Consider the following 13015-nt stretch of genomic DNA (forward strand, 5'->3'; position numbering starts at 1 on the left):
TAAAATTATACCATTTTCATCATTGTGCTTTTACTGTTTTTGGTTTAAAAATGTGTTTATTTTATGGTATTGCTGTGCGATTTATTTGTATGAGTTGGTAACTTTTGCTTTGTCAAATTTATCTAAACTCAACAAGCCAATAAATTTAAATTTTATATTTAACCAAGTAAGATAAAATTACAGGTTAAATCAGAGCCGAGGTTCGGTTATAAAATTTTAAGGCTTTTTTATGTCAAATTTCAAAAAATTTATCACATTAGGTGCGGTTTTTGTCGCTTTAGTTTTTACTGCTTGTTCAGATACAAAAGTTACTCAAATAAAAGGTAGCGATTTAGCAGCCATTCAAAATGATAACAAAAAGAAAGAAAACTACCTTGTTATCGATGTTAGAAGCAAAAAAGAGTATGATGCTGGACATCTTAAACACGCTATAAATATCCCGCTTGAAGAGCTTAATGGCGAGCTTTTAGCTTTGCAAAATTTTAAAGATAAAAATGTCGTTCTTTACTGCAACACTGGAAATAAAAGCGGCAAGGCTTTAAAAATTTTGCAAGAAAATGGCTTTAAAAAAGTCTATAACGGCGATGGCGTGAAACAGTTTGAGTATAACTTGACAAGTTACAAAAACGTTTTAGGAAGTGATTTACAAAAAGCAAGCGATGACGCAAGTGCCGTTATAGTCGATGTTAGAGAGGCAAAAGACTTTGCAAAAGGGCATTTAAAAGGTGCGATTAATATCCCTGATGGAACGCCTATAGATGAAGCTGTGGCGATGCTTGAGCCGTATAAAAACAAAAAGATAATCGCACATTGTTATAGTGGAAACAGAAGCGCAAAACTAGCAAATGAGCTTAGTAAACGCGGTTTTAGCGATGTTTCAAACTCGCTTGATGGAACAAAAGAGTATGAGTTTAACTTAGTTAAATGAGAGCAATTATATTTTTTACTAAAGTTCCAGTTCTTAGGCGGTGCAAAACCCGCCTTTTAGACTTTTTAAGCCCAGATGAGGCTTTAAATTTACAAAAAAAACTTATAAAAGAAAACTTTTCTGTTTTGCAAAGTTTGAAATTTAAAATTTTTATCTTTCATAGCGATGACGGAGATGTTCAAATTTTAAAAGATTTAACATCGCAAAATGTGAGGTTTTTCGCGCAACAAGGCGTTGGTTTAGGCGAAAAAATGAGTAAAGCTTTTAAGGAAATTTTTGCTTTAGGATATGATAAAGTTTTGTTAATGGGTAGCGATATAGTCGGACTTAAAAAGGAATTTTTAGAAAATGCTTTTTTAAATTTAGACACGCAAGATTTGGTTTTAGCGCCAAGCGATGATGGCGGATACTCGCTAATCGGGCTTAAAAAGCCATGTGATGAGCTTTTTAAAATAGAATTTAGCAAAGATAATGTGTGTGAAAATACAGTGAAAACTGCTTTAAATTTAGGCTTAAAGTGCGAAGTGCTGCCTAGACTTCAAGATATCGATACAAAAGAGGATATCTTTAAATTTATCGTAAAAAGCGATGTGAAACTTTTAGCAAGTGGCGAATACAACGCAAACTATATATATGAAAAAGATGGCGTAAAAAGGCTGTTTCGTGTTAAATTTGGCTCACAAATTGAAGTAGAAAATCCAACGCTTTATGAATACAACGCGCTGTTGGCTTTGCAAAATTGCGGCGTTGTGCCGAAGGTTTTTAAGTATTATGAAAAAAGCGAGTTTTTGCCTTATGGTGCGTTTGAAATGGAGTTTTTAGAAGGAAGAGCGCTTGATTATAAAAAAGATTTATTAATAGCTTCTAAGTTACTTGCCAAAGTGCATAATGCAAAAACCCAGTCAAATAGCTCGTTTTTGCAGATACAAAAGCCATTTTTAGCGATGTATGAAGAGTGTGAAAAGATGGCAAAAGCCTATTTTGAGTATGAAAAAGCAGATAAAAAGATATTAGAAAATCTTATTTATTTTTTTGAAAAAGTGCAGAATTTAGGTCTTAATGATGAGGTAGAAAATAGCTGTATTATAAACACAGAGCTTAATAATACAAATTTTATAATCAACCAAAACTCATATATCATCGACTGGGAAAAGCCAGTAGTTGGCGAATGTGAGCAGGATTTAGCCCATTTTTTAGCTCCAACGACAACGTTTTTTAGAACTGATACGATTTTGCAAAACGATGAAATTTTAAGCTTTTTAAAAGAGTATGAAAAGGTGCGTAAATTTGATATTTATAAGTTTAGTAAATATTTCAAATTTAGCATTTTGCGTGGGCTTAGCTGGTGCGCGATGGCAAAGGTCGAGTATGAAAATCAAAGAAATATCGGCAATGTCAAAGAAAAAATCGATAGTTATTTTAAAGATGATTTTATCTTGCATTTAAAATCAATCTTTGAAAATAATTGCTCGCAAACTCCAAATTTAGGCATTTAATGGCAGTTAGTATCATCGTACCAGTTTATCAAGAGCCAAATTTAAACGCATTTTTAGCTCAATTTAAAAGCCTAAAAGGAGAGTTTGAGCTGATTTTGGTTACGTGCGAAGAGCTAAATTTAAGTGGAAATTTTAAACTTTTAAAAAGCCAAAAAGGAAGAGCTGTTCAGCAAAATTGTGGTGCAAACGCTGCAAGATATGAAAATCTGTGGTTTTTGCACGCTGATAGCGCCTTTCAAGAAGATAGCGTTTTGCATATCGAAAACTCACTTTTAACGAGTGATGTTGGCTGTTTTGAGCTTGAATTTGATGATAAAAGTTGGCTTATGAAAGTTTGTGCGAGCCTTTCAAATCTGCGTGTAAAAGTGCGAAATATTGCCTTTGGAGATCAAGGAATTTTTATCAAAAAAGAGCTATTTGAAAAAATCGGCGGGTTTAGCCAACTCCCTATAATGGAGGATTATGAGCTTAGTTTAAGGCTAAGAAAATATACTTTTAAGCTCTTACCAGCCAAAATTACAACGAGTGCTAGAAGATTTCACAAATTTGGTGTTTTAAAAACTATCGCTAAAATGCAACTTGCTCAGCTTAAATTTCGCTTAAATTATGATATAGAAAAAATCGCAAAGAGTTACAATGAAGCTTAAATTTAAAACCACTCAAAATAGCGTTAGCGAGTGCATCAACTGCTCACTTTGCACTAAAAACTGCGAATTTTTGGATAAATTTGAGCTTGATTTATCCGGCTTTGCTAAAAATAGCGATTTAGCTTACAACTGTTTTTTGTGTGATAAATGCTATGAAGTTTGCCCAAAAGATATTAAAGGAAGCGAAGTTAGTTTAAATTTAAGACTTCAAAAACCACGTAAATTTAAGCTACTTGAGTTTAAAAAAGAGCCATATTTGTTTGAAAATAACTCTGAAAAAATCTCAACCGAGCTTTTCTTTTTTGGCTGTAATTTTGTCGGATACTTCCCAAAAACGAGCAAAAAAATTATAGAAATTTTTGAAAAAGAGGGCGTGGATTTTAGTATAGATTGTTGTGGAAAACCGCTTTTTGAGGCAGGTTTGGGTGCTGAAAAAAGGTTAATTTATCTAAATGAGCTGTTTAAAAAGAAAAAAACAAAACGCTTGATAACTGCTTGTCCAAACTGCTATCATTTTTTAAAACCACGTCTTGATATAAAGGTTAGCTCACTTTATGAAAAGCTTGATGAAATGGGACTTTTAAGCACTTTTTCAAACGAGATTGATCTGTTTTTTCCATGCCCTGAAAGAGCAAATTATGAGATTTACTCTCATTTTAAAGACAAACTTCCAAACGCTAAAAACACATTTAGCGATGTAAACTGCTGTGGCGCCGGTGGTTTGGCGATGTCAAATGAGCCAGAAGTGGCACAAAATGGCGTTAGTAAAGTTTTAGCAAAAAGCAATCAGCCCTATACTTACTGCGCTACTTGTAGTGGGCGTTTTGGCGCAAGTTCAAGACATATTTCAAGCCTATTTTTAGGTGTTGATGAGAAGACAAACAAACATTACGCACTAAATGTTTTAAAATTTAAATACTATAAAAAAGGCAGAATTTGATACCAAAAATTTACTCAAAATCCCCAAAAACAATGCAGCTAAACATAACCAAAAAGTGCAACATGAGCTGTTATCACTGCCACGTTGGCTCAAGCCCAAACCGCACTGAAATGATGAGCAAAGATGTGATGGAAGCGTGCTTAAGCGCATGCGAGAAGTTTGGATTTTCTTGCATAGATATAACTGGTGGCGCGCCTGAAATGAATGAAAATTTAGAATTTTTGCTACAAAAAGCTCATGAAATCGGACTTGTGATAATGCTTCGCTCAAATTTAACCATTTTGCTCGATGAAAAATACTCCCATTTTATGCAAATTTATGCAAAATACGGCGTTATTATCATCGCTTCGGTGCCGTTTTATGAAGAGAAATTTAACGATTCAATGCGTGGAAAAGGTAGTTTTACAAAAGAGCTTGAAGCTATAAAAAGGCTAAATTTGCTTGGGTTTGGTGATAGTTTAAAGCTAAATTTAGTTTACAACCCAAACGGCGCGTATCTTCCTGCCGAGCAAAATGAGTTAGAAAAAGTTTATAAAAAAGAGCTTGCTAAATTTGGCATTAAATTTAACTCACTTTTTTGTATGGCAAACGTTGCTATTGGGCGTTTTGGCGATATGCTTAAAAAATTTGATGAGTATGATGAGTATGTAGAGATGCTAAAAGATAGCCTGAATTTAGAAAATTTAGAAAATTTGATGTGCGTAAATGGGCTAAATGTGCAGTATGATGGAAGCGTTTATGACTGCGATTTTAACGCAGCTTTGGGGCTTGGGGCGAATTTAGAAAAAGATATTTTTGCACTTTTAAAAAGTCAAAAGCTAGAAAGAGAAGTTGTTATAAAAGAGCATTGTTATGCGTGCATGGCTGGAGATGGATATGGGTGTTATGGGAGTTTAAAATGATAGAGAAATTTACAGATGAGTTTAAAAAAGGTGAGATAAACTGCGCTCAAATGGTGCTTTTACACTTTGCAAACAGGTGTGGGCTGGACAAAAAAATGGCAAAAAATTTAAGCGTTGGTTTTGGTGGCGGTATGAGAGAAGCTAGTTTTTGCGGAAGCGTGGCGGCAAGTTACGTTGTGCTTGGGCTTGTGTGTAGAGATGATAAAAAACTGCTTGAAGCTAAATTCAAAGAGTTTAATGAGCGTTATGAAAAATGCTATAAAAGCAAAATTTGCAAAGAGATTTTAGAAGCTAGCTATTTAGAGCCAAAAGGACTAGAAAAAATAGAAAAAAACAGCCTTTTTACGACTATTTGTCCACGACTTACAAGCGAATGCGTGGAGATTTTAGAGTCGATTTTAGCAAAAGTTTAGAGCAATTTTTATATAATTTTATTTTACAGATAGCGGTCGCTATATACAGATACAAGGAGATTTATGAATATTTTTAAGTTCTCATTTTTGGCGTTGGTTTTAATGTTTTTAGCAAGTTGTGCTTATGAAGTTACAGATGAAAAAGTTAGCTTAAATGGCGTTTCTAACGATAAGCCAATGTTGGTAGAAAATGGAAAAATCACAATTTTAGCTAAGGTAAATGGCAAGTATTTTGATAGTCCAACAAGACATTTGGCTGTTTTTAAGGATGGAAAATTTGGAGATAAGTCGATATTTACCTCACTTGCCAACCAAAATGACTTTTATAACGCTTTAATAACTCTAGGTGCAAAACCAGGAAATAACATGAATCCAAAAACCGCCGATAAAACGCGAGTTGAGGGCTCAAAAATGGCTATAAAAGTCGCATGGAAAGGCTCAAAAGAGTATGATGTAAATGATGTCGTAATTGACTCAAACTCAAAACCGCTTGATTTTAGATTTGGCGGGAATCAAGAAAGAGCCAAAGAGATAAACACAGGTTGCGTAACCTGCCTAGATAGCTGCTCGGTTGGCATTATCTCAAACCACACTTACACTTATGGCGCGGTTGAAAAGAGAAAAGAAGTTGAGTTTTTTGGTAACAAAAAAGTCCTTCCGCCAGATGGAACTTACGTGACTTTAACATACTCGCTTTTATGAAAGTGGCTTTTTACCTTGCTTTTGGGCTGCTTTTTGGACTAGTGCTAAGTGCGTTAGTCTCATTTAACGTATGGCTTGATATGAGGGTTCACTCCTATCAAGTCGTTTGGTTTGGGATTTTTTGTTCTATTTTGTTTAAAAATGCGATTAAAATTTGGTATATTTTTGTTTTAGAAATGGCGCTTTTGCTTTTAAGTTTTTGTGGTAAAAGTAGTGTGATTTTGTATAATTTCAAGGAGAGTTTAGTCGTAGTTGATAGTCTAAATTTATCAAATTTAGCTTTCGTGCTATTTTTAGTTGTTTTAAATTTTGCCTGTTTTATCGCTATTTTTAGGAGAAAAAAGCTTTTTAAAAAGTAGCGAAAAAATTACAAGTAAAACAAACCAAAAAATAGACCAATAAAACTGTGATGTACCAAATTTAGTAGCATTTTGACCTAAATTTAGTAAAATAAAAGTCGCAGGCAAAATTCCTAAAAATGAAGCTAAAATGTAGTTTTTAAAGCTCACGTTTAAAAAACCACAACCATAATTTAGCAAATTATACGGCATAAAAGGTATAAAACGAAGGATTAAAATGTCTATAAAACTATCTTTTATCTTTGGGCTAAATTTGCCAAATTTAAGAAATTTGCCGATATAAAACATCAAAATCATATTTATAGTTGCGCCAAAAGTTGTCAAAACAACGCTTAAATAAAAGTCAAAAACCACTCCACCAACAAGCGCTAAAACCGGCACCGGAAAGAAAAATATCGGTAAAATAACCCAAGATAAAATATAAACCAACCACGCTAATTCGCGGTTTGTCTGGATGAAATCTTTGATGGAATTTATGTTTTCAAAAACGAAAATCCCACCAAGGATTATGATAACAAAAGTGGCTATTTTAAGCGTTTTGCTTAGCTTTTCGTTTTTCATAGATACTTTTTGATATATAGATAACAATACTTAGCGCAAATACCGCTAAAAGCGCGATAAAAACAACCTTGCCACTTCCATCTAAATTTTTGCCAAAATAGCTATAAACAAGTGTAGCAGGGAGTTGTCCGATACCAGTTGCTATGAAAAATTTAGAAAATTTCATGCTTGTAAGACCGGCTGCGTAGCTGATTAGATCGAAGCTAACAAAGGGTAGGAGTCTGCAAATCAAGATGGTATGAACGCCATAGTTTTGAAAGTATTCATCGCTTTTATCAAGTGCTTGCTTGCTAATAATTTTTAAAACCACATCACGCCCTAAAATTCTAGCGATATAAAAGCACATCACAGCCCCAACCATTGCGCTACTCCACGATAGAATCGCACCATTTAACCAGCCAAAAACAGCCGCGTTTGTGAGGGTGATGATAAAAGCAGGAATGGGTGCTAAAATGCATGAAAGCACCATTAAAGCAAAGCTTACAACCCAAGTAATGCTTCCAAAACTTCTTAAATACTCAGCCATCACGTTTAAATTTAAATCCACGGTGGCTTCTTTGATGACGCTAAGCGAGGTATTTACCCATAAATTTAGTGGCTCGATTAGCAAATAAGCCAAAATGGCAACGATAAAGATTCCAAGCAAGATTAGTTTTGATTTCATTTTTTCTCCTTTACTCTATCAGCTCAAATCCACCAAATGAGAGCTGTTTGTAGCTTAGCGGACATCCATATCCTAAAATTCTAGTTTTATAACTAAGCGCGGCTGGGCTTTGCTCGCTCCAAATTTCATCAAAGTATTTTAAAAATTTAGCATTATCATATTTAAGTCTAATTAGCTCTATAAAAACTTCATTGATGCTTGAGCGATAAAAGGCGTTTTGGTGCGGTGTGGTGGCGATTCTAGTAACTAAACCGGTGCGAAATTCGCTAAAGTTTGGCATACCAGCTGAACCATTGTTTATGACAATGCCATTTTTTAGTTTTAAAAGCCCCGCTTGACAAGTGTGAGTTGAGGCAAGGACACTAAATTTTGTTTTTAAAAACCACTGATTTAACTCATTTTGTCTAGTTTGCTTTTCTAAATTTACTCTATCTAGCTCCCAGCCAGCCACGTTTTTCTCATCGCCGTGAGTTATAGCGATGTTTACGTTGCCAACTTTAGCAAAAAGTGTTGTTTTTCGCTTTTTTAACATCTCTCTTTGTTCGCTTGAAGGGGCTAAATTTAGAGTTTTAAAAATCTTATCAGCCCTTGCTATAACGTCTTTATCCTCATACTCTGGATAGTTGCAACCGCAAGTTTCTAGCGAGTTTTTAGCAAGCTCAAGCTCGACATTTCCATTTAGACAGATAAATTCTTGCGCCAAATACTCAGTTTTTAAAAAACTCTCTTTGGTAGCATCAAACCAGTGCAAATCGCCATTTAGCACGACTTTTGCGCCGTTTGAAATCTCGCTTAATTTTTGCAAGGCAAAAGGGTTGCCATACACGCCACCAGCGATATAAATTTCATCGCTTTCTAGTTCAAAAGTAGGGTTAAATTTAACTTTATAGTCATTTTGACATATCATATTTTGCCTTTTTGTAGTTTTGAACCTGCGATATAAAGAAGTGAACAAACTATCAAACCATATAAGTTTATGCCTAAAAGTTTTGCGTATTTTCCATCCCCGATGGATAGAATTTCTGGCGCTAAGCCCATCATATCGATAAAGCCAAATGCTATCCCAGCCCAAAAACTAAGATGAAAGCTAAGTGAGGTTGGTTTTACAAAACCATGTAGCAAAAAAACAGGTGCTAAACCCATTACCATCGTGCCGCTAATCGTTGTTGCTTTTAAAATATCAGTCCCCATAACCATAGGTAAATTTCCAAAAACGGCGATAAAAATCATACTAAGCATTCCAAATTTAAGTGCGTTTTTAAGCAAATTTGGTGTGAAAATTTTGATAAAATCATACGCCACAAGCTTTGAAACACTAGCAAAAGTGCTATCAAGTGTTGAACCAGCTGCGGTTATCATGATAATGTTCATTAAAAAAAACGCTCCAACTCCCATCGTACTAGCAAGTTGTGCTGGAATGTTTCCATTTGAGATGATTCCTTCAAGGTTTGCATAAACGCCGATAAAACTAAAAACTAAAATCGCTAAAAAGCCCAAAACCCCAGCGACTATAAAGCTTTTTAACATCACTTTTTCACGACACAAAAACCCTCTATCTGTTAAAACTGGATCGTGAAACGGATAGCTTAAAATTTGCAAACAGCTAACCAAAAGTAGATCAACTCCGCCACCTAAACTCCAAGTTCCAGTGCTTAAAATCTGCGTAAGAGAGTGTTTTGGTAAGACAAAACCAAGCGCCCAAACAATGCCGATAACAAAAACCAAAGCTTGAGCGACATCTGTTATAATGCTTCCTCTAAGCCCGCCTTTTAGCGAGTAAAGAAGCGTAGCGATAGTGAAAACAAAAGCCGCTGTTATAAAACTCGCACTTCCTGGCTGACCATAATACCCACCAACAACCGATGTGTTTGACCAAATTTCGTTATATAACCTAATGGCGATTGCCACGCTAAATGCGATACTAGCCCATTTTCCATAATTTGAGTTTAAAAAGCCAATCAGAGATTTTGCGCCGTATTTAACGCGCAAGCGATACAACGCAAACCCAGCCACAGGGATACAAAGCCAATATATCGCGTATGCAACGCCACCAACTATGCCATAAACCGCGCCTAAATTTGCAGCATTTGTTACAGACTTTGCAAAAATCCAGCTGATAAAAATGCTAGTGATTAAAAGCCAAGAGCTAACTGAGTTGCCTTTTTCATCTCGCCCTTCAAAAAAGCTAGAAACATTTGTAATCTTTGGGCTTATAAGCCACATAATCAAACCATATGAGAGTAAAAATCCCCAAAAAAGGGCGGTAAACAAAGGTGAGTTTTGCATGTATTTCCTAAAAAAATGTTAATCAAACTTGATTCTAAAACCTGCATTTTAACCGAATTTAGTAAATTTTGGCAAAATCTTTATCTTAGAATGCAACAAAAGATTTTAAATTATAAAAAGCTAAAAGGGAGCGAAATCAAAATTTAAAATATAAAAAGATATAAAAGAGCATAAACAAATAAAGCAAAAAGTTTTCTAAATAAAGATGATAAGTAAAAAGTAAAATGAAAAATGAAAAAAAGCTTGAAAAAGTCTAAATTTAAAAAAGAGTGGCACACACCACTCTTAAAAACTTATCTAAAATCTGCTATCGTTATCTATGTCAATCCCTAGTTAGCGACTTTGCGAGTTACTTAAGATTTGCTATCGTTAGCCTGTTTCCTGCCATTTGCGGGATGTAAAGCGTGTCATTTAGCAAGTACATATCGGCAGGGCCTAAAAGTTTTGGCAAATCAAGTGTGCTAAAACTCTTACCATCAAAACTATAAACTACGCCATTTTTACCATCAACCCAATCGCTTACTAAAACTTTCCCCTCATGCACAGCTATGCCATCAAGCAAACCGCTCATCGAGTCAAATTTAGTTAGTTTTCCACCTGCGATTTTGACTAAATTTGTCTTTTTTACGCCATTTGGATCATAAGTTGCAACAAAAAGTTCGCCATCTTTAAATATCATACCGTTTGGTCCGCCAAGCTTGCTATCAAGTTTAAAAAATGTTTTATATGTTTTTTTGCTTGTATCGATTTGATGGATTATGCCAGTTCCAGTATCGCTTAGTAAAAGTGAGCCATCAAAGTCTAACAAGTCATTAAGAAATACAGCGCCATTGATTTTAAGGTTAAAAACAGGCTTTTTAGTGGTGATATCAAAGCCTTTTAGCGTGTCGATATCAGCTACGTATAAAACGCCATCTTTTACAACCATACCTTTTGGTGCGTCAAGTCCGGTTATAAAGTCCATTTTTATGATATTTCCATCAAGATCAAGTAGCGATATAAAACCATCGCCATCTTTTGCAAGTGGGGCTAGTTTTTTGCCTACATTTGATACAAAAAGCCCATCTTGATAGCTTGTTACGGCTTCTGGAGAGCTAAAGCCATCGATATTTTTAACTTCAAGCGCAAACGTAGATATAGCCAAAGCGCAAAGTGAAGATATGATAAATTTAGTTTTCATTCTAAACCTTTTTTTAAATTTTAGAAATTATATAAAATTTGGTTTTTAAAGTGTGTAATTTTTATGCTAAAAAATACAAGTTTTTTGACTTTTGAAACTGTTTTGGACTTTGGTTATAGCGCTCTTTAAATCTTGCTATAAACCAAGACGTGGTCGAAAAGCCAACTTGAGCGCAAATTTGGCTAATATTTTGATTTGTGTGAGTGAGTAAAAATAGTGCTTTTTGAAACCTTCTATCATCTAAATACTGCTTTGGTGCTATGTTGAAAATCTTACTAAATTTACGCGAAAAGCTGCTTATATCCATATTTACGCGTTTTGCCATTTGGGCTACGCTATCAAATTCCAGCTCATCTGCGGTAAAGATTTTTTGGAATTCAAAAAGATAAATTTGATAAATTTCGTTTAAAAACTCTATAAACTCAACTCTTGAAGTAAGGCTTAAAAAAAGCTCTTCAAATTTATGTTTTATAAGCTCATATGGGCTTTTGTTTTTAAAATAAAGCTCTAAATTTAAAGTGAAATTTGCTAAGGTTATATCTTGTGAAATTTTATAAATTTTTTTAGATTTTAACCTTTTGTTTTGCAAGACAAATTTATGCTTATTTATCAGTTCAAGCAAAAACTCGTTACTAAAAAAGACGATATGCGCGATATACTCGCCGTTATCTTCGATATCGCTAAGTGTGTGAATTCCAGCACTTAAAAAGATAATCTCATCCGCATCAACTTCAAATTTAGTATTTTTATAATGCAGATTTTTATGCCCTTTTTTAACAAAAACAACAGCATTTTGACAAAGCGTCGCATCGTATTTTATAAGTGAGCCATTTACCTTATAAATAGCAAAATTTAGCCCATTTTGGCTATAAAGCGTAGAGTGCGAATCGCGTTTGATATATTCTAAAACATTCATAGGCAAATTATACAAGTTTTTTGAAATGAATTCAAGTGCGAAAAATTTAAAAGAGTTTAGGTTAAAAAGCTAAATTTAGCCTACCGCGTAGGCTAAATTTATTATTTATAAAATTATTTTGCTTTACAAGCACAACAAGATAAAATTCTAGAAGCGCAGTTTGAAGCACAAATCAGCCCAGCAGAAAACATAATAACATCTTTTATCACAAGTCGCCCAGCTCCAGAAAGATACGGAAAGCCAAAATTTGGAGTCGGACCATCGCCACCTAAATTTGGCACGTAAACTTCGGGCGTGGTTATAAGAAAACTTAGCGTTACGATAGCCATTCCAGCGGTTAGCAAGCCACCAACAAGTCCGATTTTAGGGAACCAAATTCCAAGCAAAGTTAAAATTCCAATCAAACAAATCACAACGCCAAGAGCGTAAGAGAAAATGTATGTGTGGTTTAGCTTGTTCCATTCGATGTTTTTGGCTACGACTTTGCCTTCTGGATTTTTGTAGTTTTTATACTCTGGCGCTTCATACTTATAAAAGTAGCTAAAAAACGGGCTGTTTGCGACAAATGGAACGATACCGTCGGCTTCGTATTGAAACGCTTTTAACCCACCAATCCAAATCATAACGATAAAAATCGCAACTCTTGCTAAGTTCACAAATAAATTTTGCGAATTTGCTAACAAACTCAATGCTTTACACATAAAATATCCTTGAAATTTAAAGTGCGGAAGTCTAGCATTATAAAAATAAAAATTTTATTAAATTTTTAAGAAATAATTTATATTGCTGTTTTTAAGGCTAAAAAACAGGCTTAAATTTAGATTATTTGAATTAATTTTTAATTTATTAAATATTGCAAATGATATACTTTCTCAATAAATAAAGTAAATTTCTTATAAAACTTAGTTGATAAATTTATATTTATTTTTAATATTTTTTTAATAATAAATAAGCAAAAGATTTCGCAAATTTTTTCTTAAATATGTTAAAATACAAAGTTGCATAAACAAAATTTAAAGGA

Annotated in this window: 15 protein-coding genes; 8 read left to right on the forward strand and 7 right to left on the reverse strand. The window is 34.2% G+C overall.

What is annotated here, in order from left to right; all coding sequences use genetic code 11:
* The first annotated feature begins 229 nt into the window (after positions 1-229).
* From CGEO_RS01305 to CGEO_RS01340, 8 genes are all read left to right on the forward strand, one after another.
* Positions 230-928 (forward strand): rhodanese-like domain-containing protein, encoded by a 699-nt coding sequence (locus CGEO_RS01305; protein WP_075493752.1) that lies wholly within the window; start codon positions 230-232, stop codon positions 926-928.
* The gene (locus CGEO_RS01310; RefSeq protein WP_075539864.1) at positions 925-2424 is read left to right on the forward strand and encodes a TIGR04282 family arsenosugar biosynthesis glycosyltransferase; all 1500 of its coding nucleotides are present in this window, start codon (positions 925-927) and stop codon (positions 2422-2424) included. The genes CGEO_RS01305 and CGEO_RS01310 overlap by 4 nt, the downstream gene beginning before the upstream one ends.
* Entirely contained in the window at positions 2424-3071 is a 648-nt protein-coding gene (locus CGEO_RS01315; protein WP_075493748.1) for a TIGR04283 family arsenosugar biosynthesis glycosyltransferase, read from the forward strand. The genes CGEO_RS01310 and CGEO_RS01315 overlap by 1 nt, the downstream gene beginning before the upstream one ends.
* Positions 3061-4011: a heterodisulfide reductase-related iron-sulfur binding cluster gene (locus tag CGEO_RS01320; RefSeq protein ID WP_075493746.1), complete on the forward strand. Its 951-nt coding sequence runs from the start codon at positions 3061-3063 to the stop codon at positions 4009-4011. The genes CGEO_RS01315 and CGEO_RS01320 overlap by 11 nt, the downstream gene beginning before the upstream one ends.
* Positions 4008-4913 carry an arsenosugar biosynthesis radical SAM (seleno)protein ArsS gene (arsS, locus tag CGEO_RS01325; RefSeq protein ID WP_075539863.1) on the forward strand — a complete coding sequence of 302 codons (906 nt, stop codon included), beginning with the start codon at positions 4008-4010 and terminating at the stop codon, positions 4911-4913. The genes CGEO_RS01320 and arsS overlap by 4 nt, the downstream gene beginning before the upstream one ends.
* Positions 4910-5326, forward strand: coding sequence for a C-GCAxxG-C-C family protein (locus CGEO_RS01330; RefSeq protein WP_133147186.1), 417 nt, complete (start codon positions 4910-4912; stop codon positions 5324-5326). The genes arsS and CGEO_RS01330 overlap by 4 nt, the downstream gene beginning before the upstream one ends.
* 63 nt (positions 5327-5389) lie before the next feature.
* Positions 5390-6028 carry a YdjY domain-containing protein gene (locus CGEO_RS01335; protein WP_075539862.1) on the forward strand — a complete coding sequence of 213 codons (639 nt, stop codon included), beginning with the start codon at positions 5390-5392 and terminating at the stop codon, positions 6026-6028.
* Positions 6025-6387, forward strand: coding sequence for a hypothetical protein (locus CGEO_RS01340; RefSeq protein ID WP_075539861.1), 363 nt, complete (start codon positions 6025-6027; stop codon positions 6385-6387). Before CGEO_RS01335 ends, CGEO_RS01340 begins: the two co-directional genes overlap by 4 nt.
* Here the strand turns inward: CGEO_RS01340 and CGEO_RS01345 are convergent.
* The 7 genes from CGEO_RS01345 to CGEO_RS01375 form a co-directional block, all read right to left on the reverse strand.
* A complete protein-coding gene (locus tag CGEO_RS01345) occupies positions 6331-6948 on the reverse strand; it encodes a TVP38/TMEM64 family protein (RefSeq protein ID WP_075539860.1) in 618 nt (205 codons plus the stop codon). The genes CGEO_RS01340 and CGEO_RS01345 overlap by 57 nt on opposite strands.
* Positions 6917-7612, reverse strand: a complete 696-nt coding sequence (locus tag CGEO_RS01350; protein ID WP_075539859.1) for a TVP38/TMEM64 family protein — start codon at positions 7610-7612, stop codon at positions 6917-6919. Before CGEO_RS01350 ends, CGEO_RS01345 begins: the two co-directional genes overlap by 32 nt.
* A 10-nt stretch (positions 7613-7622) precedes the next feature.
* Positions 7623-8519, reverse strand: coding sequence for a hypothetical protein (locus CGEO_RS01355; RefSeq protein ID WP_075493733.1), 897 nt, complete (start codon positions 8517-8519; stop codon positions 7623-7625).
* Positions 8516-9898 carry an SLC5/6 family protein gene (locus CGEO_RS01360; protein WP_075493731.1) on the reverse strand — a complete coding sequence of 461 codons (1383 nt, stop codon included), beginning with the start codon at positions 9896-9898 and terminating at the stop codon, positions 8516-8518. Before CGEO_RS01360 ends, CGEO_RS01355 begins: the two co-directional genes overlap by 4 nt.
* A gap of 349 nt (positions 9899-10247) precedes the next feature.
* On the reverse strand, positions 10248-11078 hold the full coding sequence (locus tag CGEO_RS01365) for an NHL repeat-containing protein (RefSeq protein ID WP_075539858.1): 831 nt from the start codon (positions 11076-11078) through the stop codon (positions 10248-10250).
* A 61-nt stretch (positions 11079-11139) separates the two neighbouring features.
* Entirely contained in the window at positions 11140-11994 is an 855-nt protein-coding gene (locus tag CGEO_RS01370) for a helix-turn-helix transcriptional regulator (protein WP_075531357.1), read from the reverse strand.
* 113 nt (positions 11995-12107) lie between these two features.
* Positions 12108-12695, reverse strand: a complete 588-nt coding sequence (locus CGEO_RS01375) for a DUF417 family protein (RefSeq protein WP_075493725.1) — start codon at positions 12693-12695, stop codon at positions 12108-12110.
* Between the last annotated feature and the right edge of the window lie 320 nt (positions 12696-13015).

Origin of the sequence: Campylobacter geochelonis, assembly GCF_013201685.1 — a bacterium.
Classification (GTDB): Bacteria; Campylobacterota; Campylobacteria; order Campylobacterales; family Campylobacteraceae; genus Campylobacter_B; species Campylobacter_B geochelonis.

What these genes read in the sequence shown, in the direction of transcription:
- CGEO_RS01305 (WP_075493752.1), top strand. Translation starts at nt 230, where the DNA reads ATGTCAAATTTCAAAAAATTTATCACATTAGGTGCGGTTTTTGTCGCT.
- CGEO_RS01310 (WP_075539864.1), top strand. Translation starts at nt 925, where the DNA reads ATGAGAGCAATTATATTTTTTACTAAAGTTCCAGTTCTTAGGCGGTGC.
- CGEO_RS01315 (WP_075493748.1), top strand. Translation starts at nt 2,424, where the DNA reads ATGGCAGTTAGTATCATCGTACCAGTTTATCAAGAGCCAAATTTAAAC.
- CGEO_RS01320 (WP_075493746.1), top strand. Translation starts at nt 3,061, where the DNA reads ATGAAGCTTAAATTTAAAACCACTCAAAATAGCGTTAGCGAGTGCATC.
- CGEO_RS01330 (WP_133147186.1), top strand. Translation starts at nt 4,910, where the DNA reads ATGATAGAGAAATTTACAGATGAGTTTAAAAAAGGTGAGATAAACTGC.
- CGEO_RS01335 (WP_075539862.1), top strand. Translation starts at nt 5,390, where the DNA reads ATGAATATTTTTAAGTTCTCATTTTTGGCGTTGGTTTTAATGTTTTTA.
- CGEO_RS01340 (WP_075539861.1), top strand. Translation starts at nt 6,025, where the DNA reads ATGAAAGTGGCTTTTTACCTTGCTTTTGGGCTGCTTTTTGGACTAGTG.
- CGEO_RS01345 (WP_075539860.1), bottom strand. Translation starts at nt 6,948, where the DNA reads ATGAAAAACGAAAAGCTAAGCAAAACGCTTAAAATAGCCACTTTTGTT.
- CGEO_RS01350 (WP_075539859.1), bottom strand. Translation starts at nt 7,612, where the DNA reads ATGAAATCAAAACTAATCTTGCTTGGAATCTTTATCGTTGCCATTTTG.
- CGEO_RS01355 (WP_075493733.1), bottom strand. Translation starts at nt 8,519, where the DNA reads ATGATATGTCAAAATGACTATAAAGTTAAATTTAACCCTACTTTTGAA.
- CGEO_RS01360 (WP_075493731.1), bottom strand. Translation starts at nt 9,898, where the DNA reads ATGCAAAACTCACCTTTGTTTACCGCCCTTTTTTGGGGATTTTTACTC.
- CGEO_RS01365 (WP_075539858.1), bottom strand. Translation starts at nt 11,078, where the DNA reads ATGAAAACTAAATTTATCATATCTTCACTTTGCGCTTTGGCTATATCT.
- CGEO_RS01370 (WP_075531357.1), bottom strand. Translation starts at nt 11,994, where the DNA reads ATGAATGTTTTAGAATATATCAAACGCGATTCGCACTCTACGCTTTAT.
- CGEO_RS01375 (WP_075493725.1), bottom strand. Translation starts at nt 12,695, where the DNA reads ATGTGTAAAGCATTGAGTTTGTTAGCAAATTCGCAAAATTTATTTGTG.